Origin of the sequence: Nonomuraea sp. NPDC059007 (genome assembly GCF_042740555.1) — a bacterium.
Lineage (GTDB): Bacteria > Actinomycetota > Actinomycetes > Streptosporangiales > Streptosporangiaceae > Nonomuraea.
The window spans coordinates 88,907-113,031 of record NZ_JBHYJD010000006.1 but is presented as its reverse complement, the minus strand read 5'-3'; the positions used below and the strand labels follow the sequence as shown (position 1 = coordinate 113,031).

Annotated in this window: 22 protein-coding genes; 11 read left to right on the top strand and 11 right to left on the bottom strand. The window is 68.3% G+C overall.

Annotated elements, in window-relative coordinates; translation table 11 throughout:
- Positions 1–70: 70 nt before the first annotated feature.
- A complete protein-coding gene (gene wecB, locus ACFWY5_RS11680; RefSeq protein WP_379631566.1) occupies positions 71–1,201 on the bottom strand; it encodes a non-hydrolyzing UDP-N-acetylglucosamine 2-epimerase in 1,131 nt (376 codons plus the stop codon).
- Between the two features lie 57 nt (positions 1,202–1,258).
- Between wecB and ACFWY5_RS11675 the strand changes: the two genes are divergently transcribed.
- From ACFWY5_RS11675 to ACFWY5_RS11655, 5 genes are all read left to right on the top strand, one after another.
- Complete coding sequence (locus ACFWY5_RS11675) at positions 1,259–2,923, top strand: glycosyltransferase family 4 protein (protein ID WP_379631564.1); 1,665 nt, start codon at positions 1,259–1,261, stop codon at positions 2,921–2,923.
- A gap of 115 nt (positions 2,924–3,038) precedes the next feature.
- Positions 3,039–4,301, top strand: coding sequence for a nucleotide sugar dehydrogenase (locus ACFWY5_RS11670; protein WP_379611199.1), 1,263 nt, complete (start codon positions 3,039–3,041; stop codon positions 4,299–4,301).
- Positions 4,302–4,319: 18 nt separating this feature from the next.
- A complete protein-coding gene (locus ACFWY5_RS11665) occupies positions 4,320–5,408 on the top strand; it encodes a glycosyltransferase (protein WP_379631561.1) in 1,089 nt (362 codons plus the stop codon).
- A 49-nt stretch (positions 5,409–5,457) separates the two neighbouring features.
- Positions 5,458–7,254 carry a DUF4434 domain-containing protein gene (locus ACFWY5_RS11660; RefSeq protein ID WP_379631559.1) on the top strand — a complete coding sequence of 599 codons (1,797 nt, stop codon included), beginning with the start codon at positions 5,458–5,460 and terminating at the stop codon, positions 7,252–7,254.
- A gap of 10 nt (positions 7,255–7,264) precedes the next feature.
- Entirely contained in the window at positions 7,265–7,921 is a 657-nt protein-coding gene (locus ACFWY5_RS11655) for an NUDIX domain-containing protein (RefSeq protein ID WP_379611203.1), read from the top strand.
- Positions 7,922–8,491: 570 nt separating this feature from the next.
- On the opposite strand, the gene ACFWY5_RS11650 is transcribed toward ACFWY5_RS11655, so the two are convergent.
- Positions 8,492–8,965: a hypothetical protein gene (locus ACFWY5_RS11650; RefSeq protein ID WP_379631557.1), complete on the bottom strand. Its 474-nt coding sequence runs from the start codon at positions 8,963–8,965 to the stop codon at positions 8,492–8,494.
- 533 nt (positions 8,966–9,498) lie between these two features.
- Positions 9,499–9,852 (bottom strand): hypothetical protein, encoded by a 354-nt coding sequence (locus ACFWY5_RS11645; RefSeq protein WP_379631555.1) that lies wholly within the window; start codon positions 9,850–9,852, stop codon positions 9,499–9,501.
- 557 nt (positions 9,853–10,409) lie between these two features.
- On the opposite strand from ACFWY5_RS11645, the gene ACFWY5_RS11640 reads away from it, so the two are divergent.
- Complete coding sequence (locus ACFWY5_RS11640; RefSeq protein WP_379631553.1) at positions 10,410–11,687, top strand: ATP/GTP-binding protein; 1,278 nt, start codon at positions 10,410–10,412, stop codon at positions 11,685–11,687.
- Between the two features lie 162 nt (positions 11,688–11,849).
- Positions 11,850–12,308 (top strand): RloB family protein, encoded by a 459-nt coding sequence (locus ACFWY5_RS11635; RefSeq protein WP_379631893.1) that lies wholly within the window; start codon positions 11,850–11,852, stop codon positions 12,306–12,308.
- A 158-nt stretch (positions 12,309–12,466) separates the two neighbouring features.
- Here ACFWY5_RS11635 and ACFWY5_RS11630 read toward each other — a convergent pair whose 3' ends face one another.
- Positions 12,467–12,799: a hypothetical protein gene (locus tag ACFWY5_RS11630; protein ID WP_379611207.1), complete on the bottom strand. Its 333-nt coding sequence runs from the start codon at positions 12,797–12,799 to the stop codon at positions 12,467–12,469.
- A gap of 182 nt (positions 12,800–12,981) precedes the next feature.
- Between ACFWY5_RS11630 and ACFWY5_RS11625 the strand changes: the two genes are divergently transcribed.
- On the top strand, positions 12,982–13,269 hold the full coding sequence (locus ACFWY5_RS11625; RefSeq protein WP_379611208.1) for a hypothetical protein: 288 nt from the start codon (positions 12,982–12,984) through the stop codon (positions 13,267–13,269).
- A 32-nt stretch (positions 13,270–13,301) separates the two neighbouring features.
- Complete coding sequence (locus ACFWY5_RS11620; RefSeq protein ID WP_379631551.1) at positions 13,302–14,057, top strand: phosphotransferase family protein; 756 nt, start codon at positions 13,302–13,304, stop codon at positions 14,055–14,057.
- Here the strand turns inward: ACFWY5_RS11620 and ACFWY5_RS11615 are convergent.
- The 3 genes from ACFWY5_RS11615 to ACFWY5_RS11605 are packed head-to-tail and all read right to left on the bottom strand — an operon-like array spanning position 14,044 to position 19,017.
- On the bottom strand, positions 14,044–15,795 hold the full coding sequence (locus ACFWY5_RS11615; protein ID WP_379631549.1) for an ABC transporter ATP-binding protein: 1,752 nt from the start codon (positions 15,793–15,795) through the stop codon (positions 14,044–14,046). The genes ACFWY5_RS11620 and ACFWY5_RS11615 overlap by 14 nt on opposite strands.
- Complete coding sequence (locus tag ACFWY5_RS11610; RefSeq protein ID WP_379631547.1) at positions 15,792–18,329, bottom strand: ABC transporter ATP-binding protein/permease; 2,538 nt, start codon at positions 18,327–18,329, stop codon at positions 15,792–15,794. Before ACFWY5_RS11610 ends, ACFWY5_RS11615 begins: the two co-directional genes overlap by 4 nt.
- A 1-nt stretch (position 18,330) precedes the next feature.
- Positions 18,331–19,017 carry a TetR/AcrR family transcriptional regulator gene (locus ACFWY5_RS11605; RefSeq protein WP_379631545.1) on the bottom strand — a complete coding sequence of 229 codons (687 nt, stop codon included), beginning with the start codon at positions 19,015–19,017 and terminating at the stop codon, positions 18,331–18,333.
- A 101-nt stretch (positions 19,018–19,118) separates the two neighbouring features.
- Between ACFWY5_RS11605 and hisC the strand changes: the two genes are divergently transcribed.
- Complete coding sequence (gene hisC, locus ACFWY5_RS11600; RefSeq protein WP_379611213.1) at positions 19,119–20,174, top strand: histidinol-phosphate transaminase; 1,056 nt, start codon at positions 19,119–19,121, stop codon at positions 20,172–20,174.
- 568 nt (positions 20,175–20,742) lie between these two features.
- On the opposite strand, the gene ACFWY5_RS11595 is transcribed toward hisC, so the two are convergent.
- The 3 genes from ACFWY5_RS11595 to ACFWY5_RS11585 form a co-directional block, all read right to left on the bottom strand.
- The gene (locus ACFWY5_RS11595; RefSeq protein ID WP_379631543.1) at positions 20,743–20,937 is read right to left on the bottom strand and encodes a ferredoxin; all 195 of its coding nucleotides are present in this window, start codon (positions 20,935–20,937) and stop codon (positions 20,743–20,745) included.
- A 28-nt stretch (positions 20,938–20,965) separates the two neighbouring features.
- On the bottom strand, positions 20,966–22,171 hold the full coding sequence (locus ACFWY5_RS11590; RefSeq protein ID WP_379631541.1) for a cytochrome P450: 1,206 nt from the start codon (positions 22,169–22,171) through the stop codon (positions 20,966–20,968).
- Between the two features lie 92 nt (positions 22,172–22,263).
- Positions 22,264–23,229 carry a ketopantoate reductase family protein gene (locus ACFWY5_RS11585; protein WP_379631539.1) on the bottom strand — a complete coding sequence of 322 codons (966 nt, stop codon included), beginning with the start codon at positions 23,227–23,229 and terminating at the stop codon, positions 22,264–22,266.
- A 91-nt stretch (positions 23,230–23,320) separates the two neighbouring features.
- Between ACFWY5_RS11585 and ACFWY5_RS11580 the strand changes: the two genes are divergently transcribed.
- Positions 23,321–23,923 (top strand): TetR/AcrR family transcriptional regulator, encoded by a 603-nt coding sequence (locus ACFWY5_RS11580; protein ID WP_379631537.1) that lies wholly within the window; start codon positions 23,321–23,323, stop codon positions 23,921–23,923.
- A gap of 65 nt (positions 23,924–23,988) precedes the next feature.
- Here the strand turns inward: ACFWY5_RS11580 and ACFWY5_RS11575 are convergent, their stop codons facing one another.
- Positions 23,989–24,117, bottom strand: coding sequence for a hypothetical protein (locus ACFWY5_RS11575; RefSeq protein WP_379631535.1), 129 nt, complete (start codon positions 24,115–24,117; stop codon positions 23,989–23,991).
- Positions 24,118–24,125: the final 8 nt, after the last annotated feature.

The following is a 24,125-nucleotide window of genomic DNA, read 5'->3' as shown; positions in this document are numbered from 1 at the left end:
CTCGCCTATCGCTTCGCGGGGGTCAGTCGATGGTACGGCTGCGCCGTACCCCTTGTCCGGGTTTGTGGGGTTATTCGCCCCGAGTGCCCTGCGCGGCCGGAGACAGGTTGTCCCCCTTGAGCCACGCGGCCACGACCCGGGCGATCCGCGGGCCGGCGGCGCCGTCCCACAGGGGCGGCAGCTCGCCCGAGGGCGTCGCCGCGCCTTCGGCCAGCGCCTTGTCCGCCGCGGCCGGCAGCGAGGCCGGGGTGACCAGGCGGTTGGTGCCGTGGGTGATGGTGACCGGGCGCTCGGTGTTGGGCCGCACGGTCAGGCACGGGACGCCGAGCATGGTCGTCTCCTCCTGCACGCCGCCCGAGTCGGTCACGACCAGCGCGGCCCCGCGTACCAGCGACAGGAACTCGACGTAGCCGAGCGGGTCCACGACCTTGACCGCCGGGCCGTCCACGAGGCCGGCCTCCGCCAGCCGGGTACGCCCGCGCGGGTGGATCGGCACGACGAGCGGGATGCGCTCGGCCACGGACAACACGGAGTCGACCAGTTCCTTGGCGGCGGCCGGGCTGTCGACGTTGGCCGGGCGGTGCAGCGTGGCCACGGCGTAGCGCTCGGGCAGGCCGAGCCGCGCCACGATCGGCGCGGGGTCCAGCCTGGGCAGCGCGGAGAAGAGGCTGTCGATCATCGGGTTGCCGACGAAGTGCACCTTCTCCGGCGCGACGCCCTCGCGCGCGAGGAACTGCAGCGCGTCCGGCGAGGTGGTGAACAGCAGATCCGACAGCGAGTCGGTGACGATCCTGTTGACCTCCTCCGGCATGCCGCGGTCGAACGAGCGCAGGCCCGCCTCGACGTGCGCGGTCTTGATACCGAGCTTGGCCGCCACCAGGATCGCGGCCAGCGTGGAGTTGACGTCGCCGTAGACCACGACCAGGTCGGGATCGTGCTCGGTGAAGACCTCTTCGAGGCCGATCAGGAGCGCCGCGGTCTGCTTGGCGTGGGTGCCGGAGCCGACGGCCAGGTTCGCGAGCGGGTCGGGCAGCGCGAGGTCGCGGAAGAAGACGTCAGACATCAACTCGTCGTAGTGCTGACCTGTGTGGATGATGCCCTGACGCACACCGAGTTCGCCGAGTGCTCGGACCACCGGGGCGGCCTTCACGAAGTTGGGCCGGGCGCCCAGAACGTGAAGGACCAGGGGGTTCTCCCGCATTGACCTCGCCTTTCATTGCGAAACAGGGAAAAACGTTGCCTATGGTACGGTCACCGCGTGGTATCCGACGCCAGACGCAAGGTTTCCGCCAAGTCGGCCCGAGCGGGCGTCGGCGGACTACTCAAAGGCTTCGTCCAGCACCCGATCATCGTCTCCCGCGTCGTCGTGACGAAGGTGAAGTCGGATCCGGTGCGGGTGGCCCAGGCCGCGGCGGACGCGCTTCCGCCGGTGCTGCGTCCCATCGTGGGCAAGGTCGCCTGGCCCGCCGCGCGCAAGGTGCGCTGGGCGGTGCGGAAGATCAGCATGCGCGCGGTCCAGGCCCCGTGGAACGAGGCAAAGGCGCACTGGGACGCCGGCCGGATCACCGAAGCGGCCCAGGTGCTCGATCCCCACGTCAAATACCCCTTCGTCAAGCGCAGGGCCGCCTACTACCGGGGCGAGCTGGCCGCGATCAGCCCCGATCCGATCCCGCCGAAGCCGGCCGTGGCGATCGGGGAGCGGGTCGACGGGCGGGTGCTGCACTGCGTTACCAACGCCCTGCCGTACACGCAGGCCGGATACACCGTGCGGACCCACCGCATCGTCACCGCGCAGAAGGCCGCCGGGCTCGACCCGCACGTCGTGACCAGCTGGGGCTGGCCGATGCTGCAGGGACACGCGGACGCGACGCCGTTCGAGGAGGTCGACGGCATCCCCTACTACCGGCTTCTGCCGGACGGGCGGGGCGAGATGCCGTTCGAGACCACCGGGCGGATCATCCGGGGCGCCGACGAGGTGACCCGGCTGGTCGAAAAGTTGCGGCCCCAGGTTCTGCACGCGGCGACCGACCATCGCAACGGCTCGGTGGCCCACGCCGTACGTCAGCGGACGGGCACACCCTTCGTCTACGAGGTACGCGGGTTCCTGGAGGAGACCTGGGTCTCGCGTGACCCCGACGTGCGTACCGGCAGCCAGCGCGCGGTGCTGCAGCGCGAGCGCGAGGCGTTCCTCATGCGCGAGGCCGACGCGGTCGTCACCCTCGCCGAGACGATGGCCACCGAGATCGTCGAGCGCGGGGTGCCGCGCGAGAACATCTACCTGGCGCCCAACGCCGTGGACGACTCGCTGCTGAGCGTCTCCTACGACGGCGGCGCGTTCCGCCGGGACATGGGGATCGCCGACGGCGAGATCGTGGTCGGCTCGGTCTCCAGCATCGTCGGTTATGAGGGCTTCGCCACTCTGCTGCGGGCGGCGGCGTACCTGCGCGACCAGGGCACTCCGGTGCGCGCGCTGATCGTCGGCGACGGCAGCGAGCGGGAGAACCTCCTCGAACTGGTCAAGGAGCTGCGCCTGGACACCGCGATCCTGCCCGGCCGGGTCGATCCTGAAGAAGCGCTGAAAGCTCAGGCGGCGATCGACATCTTCGTCTGCCCGCGGGAGGACCTGCGGGTTTGCCGACTCGTTACGCCATTGAAACCCGTCGAGGCGATGGCGCTCGGGAAGCCCGTCGTACTCAGTGATTTGCCCGCTTTGTCGGAGCTTGTCGGCTCGGACGGCGCCGGTCTGCTCGTGCCGCCCGGAGACCCGGAAGAGCTCGCGAAGGCGCTGGCCGCGCTCCGCGAGGACCCCGCCAGACGTGCTGAGATGGGTGAGGCCGGACGGGCTGAAGTGGCCGCCAAGCGGACCTGGAGCCGCGTTGCCGAGACTTATCGAACGCTCTACCGATCCCTAGACGAACGATGACCCGGGATTTGCCTGCCGGTTGTGACGGGTTCGCTCGCATTAGGCGTGAGCTGAGTGGACTTGAGATAACCTTTGCGACCATGAAGTGTTGTTTCCGGCTCGCCAAGGTACAGCTGTGACAGAAATCGACTTGGCTGTCATCGGCCTGGGATACGTCGGCATGCCACTGGCCAAGGAGGCCGTGGCGGCTGGACTGCGGGTCGTCGGCGTCGACGTCGACCCCCGCAAGGTCGACGCGCTCAACGCCGGTCAGTCCTACATCGATGACCTGACGGACGCCGATCTCGAGCACATGCTGGACAACGGCTTCAGCGCCACGCTCGACGAGTCCGTGCTGGCCAAGAGCAACACCATCGTCATCTGCGTGCCCACCCCGCTGGACGAGGACCACCGCCCGGACCTGTCCGCGGTCGAAGGCGCCACCGGCACGGTCGCGCGCAACCTCACCAAGGGCACGCTCGTCGTGCTCGAGTCCACGACCTACCCGGGCACCACCGACAACGTCGCCCGCCCGCTGCTCGAAACCTCGGGTCTCATCGCCGGTCAGGACTTCCACCTGGCCTTCTCGCCCGAGCGCATCGACCCGGGCAACCCCAAGTTCGGCCTGCGGAACACCCCCAAGGTCGTCGGCGGCTACACCACGCCGTGCCGCGACCGCGCCGCCGCGTTCTACGCGCAGTTCATCGAGCAGGTCGTGCCCGTCAGCGGCACCCGCGAGGCCGAGATGGCCAAGCTGCTCGAGAACACCTACCGGCACGTCAACATCGCCCTCGTCAACGAGATGGCGATCTTCTGCGACGAACTCGGCATCAACCTCTGGGAAGCCATCGAGGCCGCGGCCACCAAGCCGTTCGGGTTCCAGAAGTTCCTGCCCGGACCGGGCGTCGGCGGGCACTGCATCCCCGTCGACCCGTCCTACCTTTCGTACACGGTACGCAAGCTCGGCTACCCCTTCCGGTTCGTCGAGCTGGCCCAGGAGATCAACGAGCGGATGCCGTCCTACGTGGTGGCCCGCGCGCAACGCCTGCTGAATCGGCATAAGAAGGCCGTGAACGGCGCCAAGGTCGTCATGCTTGGCGTGACCTACAAGGAAGACATCGCCGACGAGCGGGAGACGCCGGCCCTGCCGGTGGCGAGGGCCCTGCTGGAACTGGGCGCCGACCTCTCCTACGTCGACCCGCACGTCAAGGAATGGCTCGTGGACGGCACTCCGGTGCCGCGTGAGGAGGATCTGGCCCAGGCCGTAGTGGAAGCGGACGTGACCCTGCTGCTGCAGAAGCACGCCGCTTTCGACCTCGGGATGATCGAGGAGAAGGCCCGGCTCGTGCTGGACACCCGCGGTGTGCTCACCGAGGGTGAACGCGTCGAGCGGCTGTAGCGACGGAGGCTGCGCGCAGTGCACGTGCTCGTCATGACGGTGGTGCATCACCCCGAGGACGCCAGGATCCTGCACCGGCAGATCCGTGCGCTCGTCGATGCCGGTCATGAGGTCACGTACGCCGCGCCGTACACGGCGCGCGGAGTCGTTCCCCGCTCCTGGGTGAACAGCGTCGACCTGCCGCGCGCCGCCGAGCGCAAGCGGATCTCCGCCGTGCTCGCCGCCCGCAAGCTGTTCAAGCGGATGCGGGCCAAGGTCGACCTGGTGCTGATCCACGACCCCGAACTGCTGTTCGCGGTCTGGGGCGTGCGCAAACGCCCGCCCGTGGTCTGGGACGTGCACGAGGACACGCCGGCGACGCTCTCGCTCAAGCACTGGCTGCCGTCGTTCCTGCGCCCGCCGGTCCGCTTCTTCGCCAGACTCCTCGAGGGTACGGCGGAGCGTCACCTTCACCTGCTGCTGGCCGAGACCGCGTACGCGGGCCGGTTCAAGCACGCCCACCTGATCGTGCCCAACGAGACGTGGGTGCCCGACACCGTCACCGCCCCCGGCGGCGACCGGGTCGTCTACCTCGGCTGGCTGTCGTGGGCACGCGGCGTACGCGAGGCGGTCGAGGTGGCCCGCATCCTTCAGCCGTACAAGGTGGCGGTCGAGCTGATCGGCTACGCCGACCCGCAGAGCCGTCCCATGCTCAACGAGGCCGTGGCGGAAGGCGTGCTCGAATGGCGCGACTTCATGCCCAACGACGAGGCGCTCAAGCGGCTCGACGGGGCGCTGGCCGGGCTCTCGCTGCTCCACGACGAGCCCAACTACCGCCACTCCATGCCCACGAAGATCGTGGAGTACATGGCGCACGGCATCCCCGTGATCACCACCCCGTCGCCGCGCGCGGTGGAGCTGGTGGAGCGATACGACAGCGGCGTCGTCGTGCCGTGGCAGGACCCCAAGGCCGTGGCCCAGGCGGTGCTGACGCTCCGCGACGACGTGCGCGAACGGCAGGGCCAGGGCGCCCGCGGCTACGCGGCGGCCCGCGCCAACCACCACTGGCCGAACTCCGCCAAGCGGTTCGTGGCCCAGCTCGAGGCGTGGGCCGGGGTGAAGAAGTAGCTCTGGCTGTTTATTTCCGGCACATCACGAGGGCGGTAGGTTCCTGAACGTGCGCTGGCTCCTCGTCCTCCTGGGCGTAGCGGTCCTCGCCGCGGTAGCGGCTGTGGTCATCGTGCTGCCCTCCTCCTCGGAGAAACCGATCAAGACCAGCGGCAAGCCGGTCGTGAGCCCCACCAAGGAACAGCCGACGCCACAGGTCTCCGAGTTCAGCGACCCGTGCGGCACCTTCGACACCGACGAGAAGTACACCTACGCCGTCACCGGCTACTGGATCATGCCGAAGTCGAACCCGTGCACCTGGCGCCACCAGTTCCAGGAGATCCACCGGGTCGGCGGCGACACCGTCATCAGGATCGGGTACGGCATGCAGTACCGGCCGATCGACGACCAGGGCCGCATCCTGCGCCGCGACAACAACCAGGTCGACGACCTCTACGCCGGCTGCGTCGAGAACGGCAGGACCTGCCGGCAGGCGGCGGACGACGACCTCAAGAAGTTCAACCCGGGCAACCGGATCGCCAGGACCTTCGTCTACCGGACCGACGAGTCGTACAGCACGAGCATTTTCCGCTGCACCGACGTGGAACGGACCATCGAGGTCGGCAAGCGCGTCTACTTCCGCCTCATCGCGCCCATGGACGGCTCCGACGACGCGAGCTGCAACTTCGAGGAAGCCGGCAAGTACGACCTCATCCTCATCGCCGCGTCGAAGATGGACAGCCTCACCCAGCTCCTCACGCTGGGCGACCAGTTCGGCGTGCGCGTCTTCCCCGCGCTGCCGCTGGCCCCCCGCGACCAGAAGACCCCGACCAGGGCCAACCCCGCACACATCGGCGCCCTGACCACGCTCACCCGCCGCATCCTGCAGGACTACGGCGCCCGCTTCGAGGGCCGCGACGCGCTCGGCGGCGTCTACCAGCCCTTCGAAGTGCAGATGGGCGCCACGCTGGCCGGCAACCCCACGCTCCAGGTGTACGCCGACCAGCACGAGATCGTCGAACAGGAGCTTCCCGACAAGCCCATCCTGATCAGCCCCTACATGGACGCCAGGAAGCGGGTCGGGTTCGGCCAGACACCGCTGCAGGTGGCCGAGGCGTTCAAGGCACTGGCCAGGACCGGCGTCGGCATCATCGCCCCGCAGGACAGCCGGGGCACCGGCAAGGTCGGCCTCTTCTGGCCCGACCAGCGCGGCGACGAGGTCGACCCCCGCCTGCGGCCGCTCGTGGGCGAGAGCACGTACGGCGACACCTACCACGGCTCCAGCCGCGACTACTACCGCGAGATGTCCATCGCCCGCGAGCAGATGCTCGCGGAGGGCTTCAAGGTGGACCTCTGGGCCAACGTCGAAGCCTTCGAACCCTCCGGCGACCAGCCCTGCACCCCGCAGGGCACCCGCGGCAAGACCGACAAGAAGCGCCTCGACCAGGCCGTGACCATGGCCGGCCGCTACGTCCAGAAGGTCGTCTCCTACATGTGGAGCGACTTCATGACCTGCGGCGATCCTTCCCTGGAGAAGGAGATCATCAAGGACTACGCCCGCCCCATCGTCGTGGACGCCATCCGCCGCAACCGCGACATCCAGGACGGGATGGAGGTACGCGGCTACAACCTCGAAGGCGGCAGCGTCACCGTCGAATGGAGCGGCGGCACCAAGGACCTCGACATCGCCGGCGTCGGCTGGCTGGACAAGGTCCCCCAGGACCCCAGCCTCGCCGAGGGCCTGCAGACCGCATGGGTACCCTTCGACTGGTCGCAGGTGCCGCCCGGAGAATGGATCCGCATCGGGGTGAAGCTCCCCTCCGGACAGGCGGCGACGGAACCGCTCCGGGTCCGGATCAGCGTGTAACGTGCGGAGCATGGTGCCGAGCGTCCCGGTGAGCGTGGACCTGGTCGTGCTCACGGTGCGCTGCCAGGCACTGAGCGCGCTGGTCTGGCGCCGGGACAACCCGCCCTTTCTCCGGCGATGGTCGTTGTCCGGCGGCTTCATCCAGCTGGACGAGGACCTGCCGGACGCGGCCCGCCGGATCCTGGCCGAACGCGCGGGCCTGCCGGGCGCGCCAGTACACCTGGAACAGCTGCAGACGTACGGCTACCCGGACCGGGACCCGAGGCAGCGGGTGCTGAGCGTGGCCTATCTGGGTTTGGCGCCAGATCTGCCCGCGTCGGAGAAGGCGCACATGGCGTGGATCCCGGCGGCCGAGCTGACCGTGATGGCCTTCGACCACAGACGCATCATGCTGGACGCCATCGAACGGGCACGGGCGAAGCTGGAGTACACGTCGCTGGGCGCGGCCTTCTGCCCACCGGAGTTCACGGTGGCGGATTTGCGGCGGGTGTACGAGATCGTGTGGGGCAGACTGCTGGACCCCCGCAACTTCCACAGGAAGGTCACCAAGGCGGAAGGCTTCCTGGTGGAAACCGGATCCACCACCACCCGGGACGGCGGCCGCCCAGCCAAACTCTACAAACGCGGCCCAGCCGAACTCCTCCACCCGCCTATGCTCCGCTCTTAAGGGCAAGGACTTCGCTGCCGCTCAGACGCCCTTCCCGGCCCACCCGTTGCCCAACTGGGGTGTTGACCGGCTGACACCCGCCCCGCCACAAAGGTGGTCGCTTCGCTCCCGCGCTTCTCCAGTCGGGCCGAGGCCCGACCCCTGGTGGACTTCGCTTCGCTCAGGCGCTTCCTCAAGGGGCAAGCCCAGGTTTGGCCGGGCTGGACACGAGCTGCCGCCTGGACGACATCGCACCCTCCGTCTCGGACAACGTCCCTGCACGGTGTCCCCTGGACCCAGTCACTTGGGCCACCGTGCAGGGACGTGTGGCTCACCGCGAAACCGAGCGCACCAGCAACCCGAATCTGTTGATCACCAAAGCGGGCAGGAGCCCAGCCTCCGTCGCCTATGTCAACCACGTCCTGGACCCGGCCGTCGTCTCAACGCCCGGCTGATTGACCTGGTCAATGCCATGAATGCCGAGCTTGTCGCCGCGGCATTCGGGATGCACCCCGAAGGGCTCATGATCTATCTCGCTGATCACGTCGACTCGCCCCGCGTACCCGAAATATGAGCATGAGACATTGCAGCTCAGTGGCAGCGCAGATCGAACCCGGCCTCGTGGCCTCCGTCGAAGAACTCCACGATGACGCCCTTGTATCCATCTCCCCGCCATGATCCGCTCGGGTTGACATACACGGTGCCGGAAATCTCGCGACCTTCGACGCCTTCGACTGTGACGGACTGGAAGTAGCGTGCGATCTCGGCGTCGGGCAGCTTCGTGACCAGGGCCAGGTGGACCAGATAGTCGCAATGATTGCTGTTGCCCGACAAAAGACCCACCATGCTCGCCTGGGCACGCTGATCAGGCTCGGTTTGAGGTGGAAGCGAAAGCCTGCTCACCCGCTCCTGCAGCCGGATCAGCCTCTCGTCGTTCCGCCCCTCGGGGATCTTGAAGATCAGGACGGAGGCGACGACGAAGGCCAGGAGCGCAAGGCACACGAACAACGGCCACCTGCTTCGACGTTTCGGTAACGCCTCCGGGGCAGTCTCGGTCAGCACCATGCCATCCTCCAGGTCAACAACATGAGTCCGGTACTTGTGCTGATACTGCGGCAGGGGCGGTGCCCGCAAAGAGAGAGCGCGCCCATGATCTCAGAGGGGCACTGACCGATCACCTCTCATGGTGCCTCGAAAGAGGCCGAACCCGTGCAGTTTGGCGTCACCTGAACGTGGTCAGGGGCTCTCTTCCTGGAAGCGGGCCGGTCGCCGCCCCGGACGGGGCGGCGCAGCCGCTGGAACGGCACCATCGGATATCAGAACTGTCCGAATGCCTGGGCGGTTACCAGAGCCAGCGGCTCTCGGGGATCTGCCAGTCGGCGATCGTCGTGCGTTCGACGCGGATGACTCGTTGAGGTCCAGCCCATGAAGCCGGGTCGTGGAAGTTCGGCATTGTGACAGGTCCATCCTGTCTTCCCAGGTAGGTAGAAGGGGATGGCTTGGCCCGGTGGATGTGATCTCCGCTGTTGAGCGGCCAGGATCATCCCGGCAAGCGGTCCAAAGAGCTCGCGCGGTTCCGAAGTTCACCACCGCAACGTCTACATCGCAGGATCGCGACCCCCCGCTTCCTGGCCGATATACCGGGCTTTCAGCTCATTCATCAAGCTTTCGGAGTCCGCGTGGCTCATTCCCGTCTCGCCACGGATGAGAAGAATTGCCTGCTCCGATCGTCCTGCCGCGATCAGCTCACCTACACGGTCGGCAAGCTGATCGTCAGGCCATAGGGTGTCGTTCGCGCGGATGTGTGCGGCGGCGAGCATGTTGGCGACGTGGCGTTCCGCCTCCTCAAGCCCGAGCCCTGTGTCTTCATGGATGGTTCGAGCCGCATCTGCGCTCTTACCTTCGTTGAGGAGGACGGCCGCACGAGCGCGAGTCTCTTCCGGCAGCGGCATCGGAAGTCCCAACCGCTGCCAGGGCCACTGATCCGGTCCCCGTCCTGGAGAAAGGGCCGATCGGCGGCGGCGTCGTAGCATCACCATGAGCACCACGCTCACGAGGCTCAGCAGGAACACTGACCATCCGACCCAGTGAGCTAACCCCATGGCGCGATCGTACCTCTGAGGACAGAAGGTGCGATCTTAGGTAGAGCGGGCTGGGTGTGGTGGCGCTGCTTTGCTGGTGCGTTCAGATCGACGCGGAGCATGTGGTCGACGAAGGGCTTGTGCGGATCCAAGCGCGACGGGCGAGGCGGCAACTGACATCGCTTCCGCGCGATGAGGGCTGGTCCCCTCGCTGGCCCGCATGTGGATCTACTTCCCGTCTACGAAGTCAGGCCGGCGGGGGGAAACGGTGCAAGGCGCGGTGGCTGGACCTCGCCCTTCAAGTCTTGCAAGGATCAAGCGGTGAGCCATAGTGATTGCGGTCTGCCTGCCGACAGAGCCTTGTTTTCGTGCGATCTTTACGATACCGACCCTGTGTCAACGCCAATGACGCAAGGTAAGGTGTGAATGTGTTGATCAGGTTCGCGGCTGCCAACTACCGTTCGATCAGTGAACCCATCGAGCTCTCGATGGTTGCGATCGATCGTGATCGCGAAGAAGCGCGTCCGGTCTCGCTGCTCGGGGAGAGCCTTCTGCCGATAGCGGCGATCTACGGGCCGAATGCCTCAGGCAAGTCGAACGTGATCGACGCGCTCGTGTGGTTGCGCGATGCCGTGCGGCACTCTCTACGCATCTGGGAAGACGAGATCCCGATCGAGCCGTTCGCCTTCGGAGAAGGCCCGGTCACCCCGAGCAGCTTCAGTGTCGAGATCGCGATCAAGGGTGTGCGATTCGAGTACTTGCTTGAACTGGATCGTGAGCGGGTCGTTTACGAAGGGCTCTTCCACTACCCGGAGAAGAAGCGCCGGAGAATCTTCGAGCGGGAGGAAATGGAGCTGAAGCTCCAGCGAGGACTCGGGGGCCTGTCCGGTACGCGGGAACTGATGACGCAGCGCACCCTGGCGCTCTCGGTCGCGCGGAGGTTCGACGAGCCGCTCGTCACGGACTTCGCCGCGAGCTTCATGAGAATGCACGTGCTTGGGCAAACGGCCAGGCACCGAATGCGTGGCCTGCCGTACGGTGGGGCTCCGCTCTCGACGCTTCGATGGTTCGAACAGCCCGGCGATCAGCTCTCGCTGTTCGGGGAGAGCGAGCTTGATGCCGGGATCATCGGAGGTCGCGAACAAGCGCTGTCGCTGCTGCGGCTCGCCGATCTAGGTATCGAGGACGTGATCATCGAGGACCAGGACGAGAGCTATTCCGAGCCCAGGGGACGCGCTCGACGCCGGTTTCGTCTGCTCCACAGAACACTGAATGAAACCATGCCGTTCGAATGGCATGCCGAATCAGAAGGCACCAGGACGTGGTTCGCACTCATCGGCCCGGTTCTGACCGCGCTCAGGACGGGCACTGCCGTTCTCTTCGACGAACTTGATGCGAGCCTGCATCCGACTTTGTCTGCCGAGCTGCTCCGCATCTTCCACAGCCCGGTGACCAACCCGCGCGGCGCCCAGCTCGTCTTCACGTCTCACGATGCCAGCCTGTTGAATTCTCTCAACAGAGACGAGGTTTGGCTGACGGAAAAACGCCCGGACGGTTCAACTCGTCTCGGCGCGCTGGCCGACTTCGCGGGCGAGCGAGTACGGAAGTCGCAGAACCTCGAGAACGCCTATCTGCACGGAAGGTTTGGCGCGCTTCCCCAAGTGGATCAGTCCGCGCTGCTCCGCGCGCTTGGGCTGATCGGCTGATGGGCGCGAAGGGGCGGCCAAAGGGCGGCAGGCCACTGCGGCGGCAAGCGGAAAAGCGCCCTGAGCTTCGCACCATCGTGGTCTTCTGCGAAGGCCGGAATTCGGAGCCCGACTATATCAACGGCCTGAAAAGGCTTGCACACATAGCCGAGAACACCCGCGCTGAGCATCCACATCCATCTCGATCATGGCGTTCCGCTGACGCTGGTCCGCAAGGCAGTGGGGTACAAGAAAGATCCGGAAGTGGATGAATGCTGGTGCCTCTTTGATGTTGAATGGCCCCTGAATCATCCGAACCTCGCGCAGGCGGTCGATCTGGCGAAGTCCAACGACATCAAGCTTGCGATATCCAATCCGTGTTTCGAGATCTGGTTAATGCTGCACCATCAGGCTTGCGGCGCCTTCATGGACACCGAGTCGGCGGAACGGTCATCGCGCAGGTTGGATGGGAGGCCCGGTAAGAGCATCGACGCCGAGGCGTACATGCCCATGCGGAAGAAGGCTGCGCGTCATGCCGAGAGGCTTGACGTCCGGCATGATCTGAACGGAACAGTCTTCCCGCACAACAATCCATCTTCTGGGATGTACAAGTTCCTGTGGAGTCTGGAGGGCAAGGATTGAGGTGTCATCTGCCGACATCCGCGGGTAACAGCGGGGCTGTGTCCGATTGCCGAGTTTCTCGATGAGCAGGTGGGGGGACTTGCGCCGTCCGGAGATCATTTTCAGGTCCACGCTCGACGGCGAGTACCGCAGCGATCCGACGATCACGTGTGTCGCGTTTATGTGACTGTATAGAAGAGCGAGTACTGCGAGCCAGAGCCGTTGAATTTCGCCTCCAGCTGTCCATGGCCTTGCTCGGATGCTCTGACCGTGTGCGTTCCGAGGCTGTCGTCGGGATCGATGGGCTCGGTGTCTTCGTCGAACAGTTCAATGGTCATGGTGTCCTGATCCAAATGGAAGCTCTTTGAGATCGTAACCGTGTGCCCCGGTGAAATGGGGACCGCATCGGAGTTCGGCCATACGCGCGAGCCGTTTACCTTGATGTAGACTTCGTCTTCTTCGCTGTCCTCCGTGCGAAGGCACGAGAGATGTGTCAGGTTAACCGAGGTCATGATGGAATTCCTTTCGTTGCTCGTCCGACGATGGAGTACCCTGGCAACGCCCACGGAACACGACCATCGAATAAGAAGTGGCGACTGCTTGACTGTCGGGCTCCGCATGGGAGCGCCCCTTGACCTGCCAAAAGCTCTCTGCGAACTAAAACGGATGACGTGGCTGGGGTATCGTCGTGATCGTGCAGAGGACGCCGCAGGAGAAGAAGCTTCTGAGCTACGCCAAGGACCGCCGCAACGCGTACGGCGAGAATGACAAGAGTTCTCGCAAGAACATCCGCCGCAACAAGCGCACCCCCCACCGGGCCAACAGGCACCGGGCCCACCAGATCCTGGAGGCCGCCATCGGCGCCGTGGACGAGGTCGTGGAGGAGCAGGTCGAGTTGCGTGTCGGGCGGCGGCGGCCCAAGGAGTGGCGGAAGGTGGCGGACGTTCCGCTGGGGGAGATCGTGCGGGCCAAGCTGGCGTGAGGAGTACGCACGCCATCGAGATGGGACCTGGCGTGGTCGTCAAGCGCTACCGGTCCGTCGAGCATGGGCAGCCGGAGCGGGAGTGGCGGGCGCTGGGGTTGCTCGATCGGTACGCGCCCGGGCTGGCGCCCGTGCCGGTGAGTGCCGATCTGGACGGCGAACCGCCGAGTGTGGTGATGTCCCGGGTCGCCGGGTCGGCTGTGGACGAAGTTGTCGAGGGCGTCCTGGCAGACGCTTTGGCCGAGGCTGTGGACAGGGTGCAGCGGGCGGTGCCGCCGGCCGTACTGGAGAAAGTGCCTGTTCGGGCTGGTGATGCGGTCGCTCTGCTTGCGCGGGTTCGGGGGTGGTTGGCGGCGGGGGAGGAAGTGGGGGTGGTCGCGGAGGCGCATCGGCGAGCGGACGCGCTTCGCCGAGCGGACGCGCTTCGGCGAGCGGACGCGTGGGTGCGGCGGCCGGACTTGGCGGAACGGCTGGCGCGGCCGGGCACCCCGGTGTTCGGTACCGGTGACGGGAATCTTGCGAACTACCTGTGGGACGGAAGCCGGATCCGCCTGGTCGATTTCGAGTACGCGGGTCGTAGTGACCGCGCCTTCGAACTGGCCGAGGTGCTGGAGCACGTCTCGGTCTGGCGTGGCGGCGTCGGCGGGATGGATGGCGTGCTGGATCGGTTGGAGCTGACGGCCGGGGAGGCCGCCAGGCTCATCGAGTGTCGTCGGCTGCTCGCCTTGTTCTGGTTGCTGCGCACGCGCGCGGAAGCACCGGCGCAGCGGATGCTCAGCCTGCTCTAGCGGGGGCGGGGACGAGGGTCCAGCCGGCCGCCTGCTCGCGTTGCCGCCAGTAGCCGGCGAAGCGGCCGTCCAGGGCGAGGAGTTCGGGCAGGGTTCCCGACTCCACCACGCGGCCGGCCTCCAGGAACACGATCTGGTCGGCGCGGGCGATCGTGCTGAGGCGGTGGGCGATGATGAGCGTCGCCCGGTCCCGGCCGGTGGATTCCAGGGCGCCGATGATGGCGCGTTCGTTGTTGGTGTCCAGTGCGGCGGTGGCCTCGTCGAGCAGGAGCAGGGGCGCGTTCTTGAGGAGGGCGCGGGCGATGCTGACGCGCTGGCGTTCGCCGCCGGACAGGGAGGTGCCGCGTTCGCCGACGCGGGTTTCCCAGCCGTTCGGGAGGCGGGCGATGACCTCGTCGAGCTGGGCGGCCGTGGCGGCGGCGCGGATCTCGTCCTCGGTGGCGGCGGGGTTGCCGAGGCGGACGTTGTCGTACAGGCTCGCGTCGAACAGGTACACGTCCTGGAAGACGATGCCGAGCTGGCCCATCAGGACGGCGGGGTCGTAGTGGCGGACGTCGTGGCCGCGGACGTGGACGGCGCCGGCGCCCACGTCGTGGAAGCGGGCGATCAGCGCCAGCAGGGTGCTCTTGCCGGCGCCGGAGGGGCCGACCACCGCGGTGGTGGTGCCGCGTTCGACGGCGAAGGAGACTCCGGCGATCGTGTCGTGGCCCGGCTCGTAGCCGAAGTGGACGTCGCGCAGTTCCAGCGCGGCGGCGTCGTGGCGGGGCAGGATCTCGGCGTCGCCCTGGAGCGGGTCCAGGGCGGGGGCGTCGAGGATGGCGTGGACGCGGGTGAGGGTGCCGCGCATGTTCTGCAACGCGGGGGACAGATCGGCCAGCGTCGTGAACGGTTCGATGAACCGGACGATGACGATGATCACCGCGACCACCTCGGCCGCGTTCAGCTCGCCGGAGACGCCCAGGGTGACGGCGGTGGCGGCCAGCCCCAGGAGCGCCGCCTGCGTGGCGAATCCGAAGACGAGCTGACCGGGGATGCCCAGTCCGATCAGCCGTAGTGCGGCCTTGCGCTGGCGGGTGAGTGCCCGTCCGATCGCGGTGCCTTCCACGCCGGTACGGCCGGCCGTACGCAATGCCGGTTGTGACTGCGCCAGCTCGATGATGCGCTGAGCGAGCTCACCGGAGGCGGCGTCATAGGAGGAGTCGGCGGCGCGCAGCCAGCGCCCGCTCAGCCACAGCGCTCCCAGCAGCAGCGGGACGGCGGCCAGCGCGACCAGGCCCAGCGGCCACGCGACGAACAGCAGTCCGGCCCCGATCAGCGCCGGCAGGGCGAGGGCGTTGACGGTCGGCGTGAGCAGGTGCGTGATGCCCTGGCAGAGTTCGCGGCCCGAGGAGGTGAGGGCGCGCTGCGCGCCGGTGCGCCGCTCGCCGGTGAACCAGCCCAGCGGGATGCGCTGGAGCCGGTCCACGATCTGCGTTTCCAGGTTGCCGAGCAGGCCGAAGCCGATGGTGAAACCGGCCCCGGTGACGGCGTAGTCACTGGCCCATCCGGCGGCGACGAGCGCGGCCAGTACGGCGATCCACGGGAGCGCGCCGGCGGGGTTCGCGGAGAAGAGGGCGGACAGCAGCGGCACCAGGCTCAGCATGGCGCCGGCCCGCAGGAGGGTGCTCAGCGTGAGCAGGCAGGCGTAGCGCACGGCGGCGCCGCGGTCTCCGGCCAGGCGGAGGGTCTGGAGGATCATGCGGAGGCCTTCGGCTGCTCGATGATGGAGGTGGCCTGCCACAGCTCGCGGTAGAGGCCGGGTTCTGTGACGAGGCGCGCGTGGGCGCCCTGCTGGACGATCCGCCCGCCGTCCAGCACGACGATGGTGTCGGCGCCGGCCACGGTGTGCAGCCGGTGCGCGATCACCAGCACGGTACGGCCGGCCACCAGGTGACTCAGCGCCTCCTGAACCTGGTGCTCCGATTCCGGGTCGGCGTAGGCGGTGGCCTCGTCGAGCACGAGCACGCCCGGGTCGGCCAGCAACGCCCGCGCGATCGTGAGGCGCTGCGCCTCGCCGCCGGACAGCCGGGCCTCGTCGCCGAGCACGGTGTCGTACCCGCCGGGCAGCCGGGCGATCCGCTCGTGGATCTGGGCGGCGCGGGCCACTCGCTCCACCTCCTCGCGGGTGGCGTCGGGGCGGGCGAGCGCGATGTTGTCGTGGACGCTGCCGCGGATCAGCGCGACGTCCTGGAAGACGAAGCCGACCGTCCGGTACAGGTCGGTGAGGGGGAGTTCGCGGAGGTCCACGCCGTCGATGGTGATACGGCCGGCGGTGACGTCGTGGAAGCGGGCCAGTAGCGCGGCGAGCGTGGACTTCCCGGCGCCGCTCGGGCCGACGAGGGCGGTGACGGTGCCCGGCCGCAGTTCGAGGTCGATGCCGGACAGGACCTCGTGCTCCGGGGTGTAGCCGAACGAGACGCCTGAGAAGCGCACCGGGCGTCCTTCGCCGGCCGGGAGTGGCCGGGGCGCGTCGGGTTCCGGGAGTTCGGGCTCGTCGAGGAGCAGTCCGATCCGCTGGGCGGCGTCGAAGCCCTCGCGGACCGAGCCGAGCCCGTACCCCGCGGCGAGGAGCTGCGCCCCGAACGTGACCCCCAGCAGCAGGAACGGCAGCAGATCAGCGGCGCTCAGCACCCCGCCGGCCACCATCAGGCCGCCGGTCACGATGATCAGCAGCAGCGAGGTCAGCGGCCGGGTGACCAGGTCGACCACGGTCTTGCGACCGCCGAGCGGGCGTTGCCACGCGTCGAGGAAGCGGGCACGCTCCTCCAGCGTGGCGCGGAAGCCGCCGGCGGGCCCGGCGTCGTAGGCGCGCACGACGGCCAGCCCGTCCACGTACGCGACCGCCTCCGAGGCGACCCGCGTCTCCCAGACCGAGAACCTCGGCAGCGCCGCGCCGGAGGCCGCCACCATGCGCCCGGTCAGGACGCCGTAGAAGGCCAGCGGCACCAGCAGGATCGCGGCCAGCCCCGCCGAGACGGAGAACAGGTAGCCCAGCACGGCCAGCGGCGTGACCACCGCCGCCACGATGTCGAGCACCGCGTGCGTGACCAGGTAGTGCACGCTGGCCGCGTCGTCCTGCACGGCCTGCTTGATCTTGCCGGAGGTGCGGTCGGTGAACCAGCCGAGCGGCACCCGTGCGAGCTTGCGCACCACGCTCGCCCTGACGTGGTGGCCGAACCCGGCGTCGAGCGCGTGCATGGCCAGCACCAGCACCCCGGCCAGCGTCGTGCCCACGCCGAGCAGTACCAGTGCGAGCAGCCCGAGCTCCGTCACGCCCGCGGCCACGGCGCCGCCGGCCAGCAGGCGGCGGCACAGCTCGGCCAGGATGAGGTACGGCGCGAGCTGCAGCAGCGAGACGACGGCCTGGAAGGCACCGGCCAGGATGAGCCGCGACTTCAGCGGCGCCAGCAGCCGGGCGCCGGCCCGCGAGCGCCACTGCCCGGTCTGCTTGGGGGCGGGCGGCGTCCGCGGCCGCTCCTCGCTTTCGGTGGGGCGGTCCACGCCCATGGCCTTGCCTTTGATCCAGTACGCCCGCGACTTCACCTCGGCCTTCGGGAAGCCGAGCTCCTTCAGCCGTTCGCGTACCCGCTTGGTGGCGGCGGACTCGGCGGTCACCCACGCGTACCAGTCGGACCAGTCGCGATCCTCCACGGCGCGGGCGAGCACGGAGTCGTCGCCGGTCGCTTGCACCCACGTGACCCGGGCGCGGGGGTGGGCGGTGAGCGGGATGTCCAGGTCGTCGTCGTGGAAGCGCTCCAGGATGACCTCGACCGGGGTCGTCTCGGGCACCGCCGCCAGGATCGCGTTGATCCCGGGCAGCGCTGCCGCGTCGCCGACCAGGAGGTAGCCGTCGGGCTCCGGCGTGGGCGCGGTGAACTGGCCGGAGGACCACCGGCTCACCTGGACGGTGTCGCCGATCTTCACCTGGCGTGCCCAGATACAGGCGGGGCCGGCCGGCTCGTGCAGGACGAACTCCAGGCTGACCTCGCACGTGTCGGTGTCGGGGGCGACCAGGGTGTAGCCGCGCTGGTGCTCGCGGCCTTGGCGGTCCGGGTCGGGGGCCCACATGCGTACCCAGCTCGCCGGCTCGATCGGCGGGCCGTCGAACAGCGTCGGGGCGTGGAAGGTGATGCGCCGGAAGTGCGGGGTGATGTCGGTGTACGACACGACGGTGAGCGTGTGCTCGTCGGCGCCGAACGCCTTCATCACCACCCCGCCGTAGCCGCGGGCCATCTCAGTGTTCCTCTCGTAGTGCGGTGGCGAGGTCGGCCACGTCGCGCCCGGGTGGGAGCTTGGCCACCAGCCCTTCGGCGAGCGAGGTCAGGACCAGCTCGAAGTAGTCGTCGGCGGTATGGGCGGGGATGCCCAGGGTGGCCGCCCGCACCAGTGGCGAACCGGCCATCGCGGCCAGGGCCTCGCGGGTGCTCTCCTCGGTGCCGGGAGGGTCGAGCCGGGCGTGGGCGTCCTGGGCCTGTTCGGCCGCGGCGATCCCGATGGTGACCGTGGCCACGGCGGAGCTGAGGATGGTGGCGGCGGCGGGGGCGTATCCGCGCCCGGCCAGGGCTCTGATCTGCGTTTCGAGCAGCCGGACGCCGGACGGGCCGCGTGGGAACAGCCGTTGCAGGTACTGGGCGGTGCCCGGGTGGGCGAGCGTGAACTGCCGCAACTGTCGGCCGAACGCCACGAGGTGCGCGGTGGTGGGGCGGTCCGGGTCGTCGTGGAGCGTGAGCTCGTTCAGGATGGCCTCGCCGACCAGGGTCTCCAGCGCCGCCCGGCTCGGCACGTGCCGGTAGACGGCGGTGGGGGTGACGCCGAGCGCCTCCGCGACCGCCTGGACCGTCAGCTCGGGCAGCCCGATGCGTACGCCCGCGGCGACCACGTCCTCGTGGCTGAACGTGGCTGTCCGCCCACCAGTCCGCACCGCTCACTCCTATAGGTAAGGCTAACCTTAGTTATGGCCCATAACTTAGGAGACGGGCAGGCGTAGCGCAAGAGGCGCGGACCGGGGATTACAGTGTGGCCATGCCTCGTTTCCGCGCCATTTTGGACACCATGCCCGCGTACAAGGCGGGCAAGGCCGTCGTCAGCGCCGACGGCCGGTCCCACAAGCTGTCCTCGAACGAATCCCCCTATGACCCGCTGCCTTCGGTCGTCGAGGCGATCGCGGAAGGCGCGCGGCAGATCAACCGCTACCCCGACCCGGCGTCGGCACGGCTGACCGAGGCGCTCGCCGGGCGCTTCGGGGTTCCCGCCGAGCACGTGGCCCTGGGGCCGGGCTCGGTGACGGTGGCGCAGCAACTGTTCGAGACCGTGAGCGAACCTGGGGCCGAGGTGATCTACGCCTGGCGTTCGTTCGAGGCCTACCCGCTGCTGGCCGACCTCGCCGGGGCGGTCTCGGTACGGGTGCCGCTGGTGAACGAGGAACACGACCTGGACGCGATGGCCGACGCCATCACCGACCGGACCCGGATGATCTTCGTCTGCACCCCGAACAACCCGACCGGCGTCCCCATCGGGCGGGCCCGGCTCACGGCGTTCCTGGACCGGGTGCCCTCGAACGTGCTCGTGGTGCTGGACGAGGCCTACCGCGAGTACGTGCGCGACGAGGACGTCCCCGACGGGCTCGACATCTACCGCGAGCGGCCCAACGTCTGCGTGCTGCGCACCTTCTCCAAGGCGTACGGCCTGGCCGGGCTGCGCGTCGGCTACCTGATCGGGCACGAGCCGGTGGCCGCGGCCGTACGCAAGGTCACCATCCCCTTCGCCGTCAACAGCCTCGCCCAGATCGCCGCCCTCGCCTCGCTGGAGGCGGAGGACGAACTGCTGGCCAGGGTGGACGCGGTGGTCAAGGAACGTACGCGGGTACGGGAGACGCTCATCTCGCAGGGATGGGAGGTGCCGCCCACCGAGGCGAACTTCGTGTGGCTGCGGTTGGGGGAGCGGACGTTGGAGTTCGCTTCGGCCTGCGGGATGGAGGGCGTGGCCGTCCGGCCGTTCGCGGGGGAGGGGGCACGGGTGTCCATCGGAGACCCGGAGGCCAACGACACCTTCCTCAAGGCGGCAGCGGCGTTCCGCTGACAAGGGCAAGGCGCTCCGCGCGTCTTCCGGCCCACCCGTTGCCCAGCTAGGTGGTTGGCCGGTTGGAGCCCGCCCGGAACGCGAGGTGCTCCGCTTCGCTCCGCGCGTGTTTCCAGCCGGGCCGTGGCCCCGGCCCCTGTCGGTCCTCGCTTCGCTCGGGCTGCCTGACTTTGCGTGCGCGGCTTGCGCGGTGTGGTCTACCAGGACGCCATCGCCATCCTGGTAGACCCGCGGGCTAATGTAAGCCGACCGTGCTCCCAAGTGCTGTGATCGTCCAGACGAACTCGTCTCATGGAATCATGTGGCGGTGACATTGAGGCCGTGGAAGGACAGATTGATGGTCACCGCCGTCATGCTGGCGATTTTCGCTGTCCTGGGCCTGGCGGTACTCCTGTGCGTGTTCATCGTCTTCAGCATCGATTTCGTGTGATCAGGGACCTGGCGTTGGCACAAGTCGGCCGAGGCCGACCCCGCCAACCGGGGTGGAGCTGAAAGACAAGCTCCATCAACGCCCCGGCCACGACGTCAGCGTGATCCTTTCAGGCGGTGAGGCCATCCACGGATTGACTTACTCCTCCAGGGAGAGGGCCTGGCTGGGGCACACGTGCACCGCTTCGCGGGCCTTCTCGACCAGCTCGCCGTCCGGTGTCTCGTTCAGCACGATGATGGTGGCGTCGTCCTCGCTCTGGTCGAACAGCGCGGGCTCGGTGAGCACGCACTGGCCGGCGCCGACGCACCTTTCGGTGTCCGCGATGATTTTCATGGCCTTCTCCTCCTGAGGTGGGGATGTGCTACCAGGTCACCGGGAGCTCGTACAGGCCATAGATGTTCGCGTCGTCCTTGAACGGCAGCTTGTCGACATCCACCGCCAGCTCCAGCGTGGGCACGCGGCGGAACAGCGTGTCGAACACGATCTGTAGCTCCATCCGAGCCAAGTTCTGGCCCAGGCACTGGTGCGGCCCGAACCCGAACGCGACGTGGTGGCGCGCGCCGCGCTCGATGTCGAGCTCGTCCGGGTTCTCGAACGCTCGCGGGTCCCGGTTGGCCGAATGGCCGAGCGCCAGCACTCCTTCTCCGGCGCGGATCAGCTGCCCGCCGACCTCGATGTCCTCGACGCACAGCCGGGCCGTCGCCACGTCGATGATCGTGAAGTACCGCAGCATCTCCTCGACCGCGTTGAGCGTTTTGCCTGGGTCGGCCTTGATCATCGCGAGCTGCTCCGGGTTGCGCAGGAACGCCACGGTCGACAGTGAGATCATGTTCGCCGTCGTCTCGTGGCCGGCCACGAGCAGCAGCAAGCCCATGCCGGCCAGTGCCGTCCGCCGGTAGGTGCCGTCCGCGCGCAGCTTGACGATCTGGCGCCCGAGCAGGTCGTCCGGTGGGTTCTTCTCCTTCTCCGCGACGAGGTCGGCCATGTAGCCCTGGATGGCGCTCATGGCCGCCCACCGCTCCTCGGGCGGCGTCGACTGCTTGATCACCGCCACCGTGTGCTTCTGGAAGAACTCATGGTCGGCATAGGGCACACCGAGCATCTCGCAGATCACCAGTGACGGAACCGGCAGCGACAGCGAGTCCACCAGGTCACCGGGCCGCGGCCCGGCCAGCAGCGCGTCGATCCGCCCATCGACGATCTCCTGGATCCGCGGCCGCAGGGCCTCCAACCGGCGTACCGTGAACTCGCCGAGTACGGCCTTGCGCGCCGGCCCGTGCTCGGGCGGGTCCATCGCGATCAGGAAGCGCTCCTCGTCCGGCCGCCGGGACGCCGCCTCGCCCTCGACCAGCGCTGGGAAGTCCGGATGCTGCCGGTCGGCGCTGAACCTCCGGTCGTTCAGCACGGTTCGCATGTCTTCGTGGCGGCTGACCACCCACGCCCACCCGCCGTCGGGCAGACGAACCCGCGAGACCGGTTCTTGTTCGCGGATCTCCTCATACGCCGGCGGCGGCGCGAACGGGCACGTACGGGCCATGGGGAACTCATGCTTCTCGGTGGTGGTCATGACATTTCCTTCCACGACGTCACGGACAGGCGATAGAGGCTGGACAGCGAAGGCCGGGTGTGACCGGGTTGGCTCTGGGATGATCGGCACATTCAGCCTCGACCCGTCCCCTCGCGGGCGAAGTTCGGTTCCGCCGCTTCCAAGCGCGGTACCGAGATGCCCAGCCGTCGTGCTTCGGCCAGGGTGTCCCGGCAGACTTCGCGCGGCTCCTCGGCGTCGGGGTCGGAGTGCGCCGTGAGGCTCACGCGCGCGGGCGCGACATGAGCGGTCAGCCAGGCGAGCACGGGTGCCGTCAGCCAGGTGGGCGCCCGGAACGGCAGCACAGCGCCCCGGTGCCGTCGCAGGTCGAGGCCGCGCGCCTGGAGGAGCGGCAGCAGTTCGCGGCCGGCCAGCAGCGCCTCGCGCAGGTCGCCCCTTGCCCCGGCCAGCTTGGACAGCGAACCCAGCCGCAGGCCCTGCGTGAACATGCCGGCATCCGACGCGAAATGGACCCACAGCCAGCCGCGGAAGTCGGGCCGCTCCTTGATCCGGAGCCCGGCCTCGCGAAACGCCTGGCGCACGGCCCGTTCCCGGTTGGTCGGGGGCCGGTCGAGTGTGCCGAAGATGACCGACGGCAGCAGTGCCCCGTGGAGTACGCCGTCCGCGCCGAAACCGCCACCGGCCTGGGGAAAGCCCCAGGCGATCTGGCCGGCGGGGAGTGCGCCGATGGCGGCGAGCGGCTCGGTCCAGAGGTTGCCGAAGATCAGCACCGTGGCCTGGCCGACACGCGGGGCCAGGAAGTCCGTCGCCTCCGCGAGGCGGTGGTGCGGCACGCTGAGCACGATCAGGTCGAAGTCGTGGTCCGGCTCCAGCGCCTCGCGGTAGAGCACCGGCCACTTCTCGGCGACACGCTGCCCCCACACCCGGCGCCGCATATCGAACAGGTCGAGGTCCACCGCGTCCCCGTACGTCGCCGCGCGGCCGGGCCGTACGTAGAACTCGACGTCATGTCCCGCCTGTTGCAGAACCCAGCCGTAGATGGTGGCGATCACGCCTCGGCCGAACATCAGGATCTTCACACTGCACCTCGTGGGGTACGATCGATTTGGAGGCAATCTCCACTTTTTCAAGATATGGAGATCATCTCCATTTGTCAACGCGAGGTAGCGCATGACCGCCGACAAGCCACTGCGGGCCGACGCCCAACGCAACCGTGATGTCCTGATCGCCAAGGCACGAGAGGTCTTCGACGCCGGGGACTTCTTCGACCTGCGCTTCGACGACTTCGCCCTGCTGGCCGGGGTGGGCACCGGCACGCTGTACCGCCACTTCCCCACCCGGGAGGCGCTGGCCGAGGCGGTCTACCACGGGGAAGTCGCCGCGCTGTGCGACCGCGCCCGCGAGCTACAGGCCACGCTGCCCGCGGCGGAGGCTTTGGCGACCTTCCTACGCGGCATGGTCGACCACATAGACGCCCACGAGGGCCTGGCCCGGACATTGGCCACGCTCATGGCCGATCGCTCGGGCGCCCTCGCCGAGGGCAGCCGGTCGCTGGAGCAGGCCGTCACCGACCTGGTGGCCGCCGCCGTACGGGACGGCGCCGTCCGTGACGACGTGGACGCCGGTGCCGTGATGATGGCACTACACGGTATCGGTGCGGCCCACGACCGCCCCGGCTGGCGGGCCGAGGCCGACAGTCTCATCACCCTCGTGCTGGACGGGCTCCGCAGCTCGCACTCAGCTCAGGCGGCCAGCAGTACACCATCGAGTTGAGGCACCACACCGAACCCGGAAGCCCTTCCCCTGTGCCTGGCCTCTGTGGTCAGTACACCTAGGCGTCACTCGTCGGCGGCCTTGGTGATCTCCCTGACCTCGGCCAGGAGCCTGGTCGCCACCTGGCGGTCGGTGGCGGCGGCGACCGGTGCGATCTGCGCCACCGCCATCCGCCAAGATTCGTCAGTGATCACCTGGAGCC

Coding starts and splice junctions, on each gene's coding strand:
- ACFWY5_RS11595 (WP_379631543.1), bottom strand. CDS start 20,937: ATGAAAATCATCGCGGACACCGAAAGGTGCGTCGGCGCCGGCCAGTGC.
- ACFWY5_RS11630 (WP_379611207.1), bottom strand. CDS start 12,799: ATGACCTCGGTTAACCTGACACATCTCTCGTGCCTTCGCACGGAGGAC.
- ACFWY5_RS11590 (WP_379631541.1), bottom strand. CDS start 22,171: ATGACCACCACCGAGAAGCATGAGTTCCCCATGGCCCGTACGTGCCCG.
- hisC (WP_379611213.1), top strand. CDS start 19,119: ATGCCTCGTTTCCGCGCCATTTTGGACACCATGCCCGCGTACAAGGCG.
- ACFWY5_RS11655 (WP_379611203.1), top strand. CDS start 7,265: ATGGTGCCGAGCGTCCCGGTGAGCGTGGACCTGGTCGTGCTCACGGTG.
- ACFWY5_RS11650 (WP_379631557.1), bottom strand. CDS start 8,965: ATGGTGCTGACCGAGACTGCCCCGGAGGCGTTACCGAAACGTCGAAGC.
- ACFWY5_RS11580 (WP_379631537.1), top strand. CDS start 23,321: ATGACCGCCGACAAGCCACTGCGGGCCGACGCCCAACGCAACCGTGAT.
- wecB (WP_379631566.1), bottom strand. CDS start 1,201: ATGCGGGAGAACCCCCTGGTCCTTCACGTTCTGGGCGCCCGGCCCAAC.
- ACFWY5_RS11615 (WP_379631549.1), bottom strand. CDS start 15,795: ATGATCCTCCAGACCCTCCGCCTGGCCGGAGACCGCGGCGCCGCCGTG.
- ACFWY5_RS11645 (WP_379631555.1), bottom strand. CDS start 9,852: ATGCCGCTGCCGGAAGAGACTCGCGCTCGTGCGGCCGTCCTCCTCAAC.
- ACFWY5_RS11610 (WP_379631547.1), bottom strand. CDS start 18,329: ATGGCCCGCGGCTACGGCGGGGTGGTGATGAAGGCGTTCGGCGCCGAC.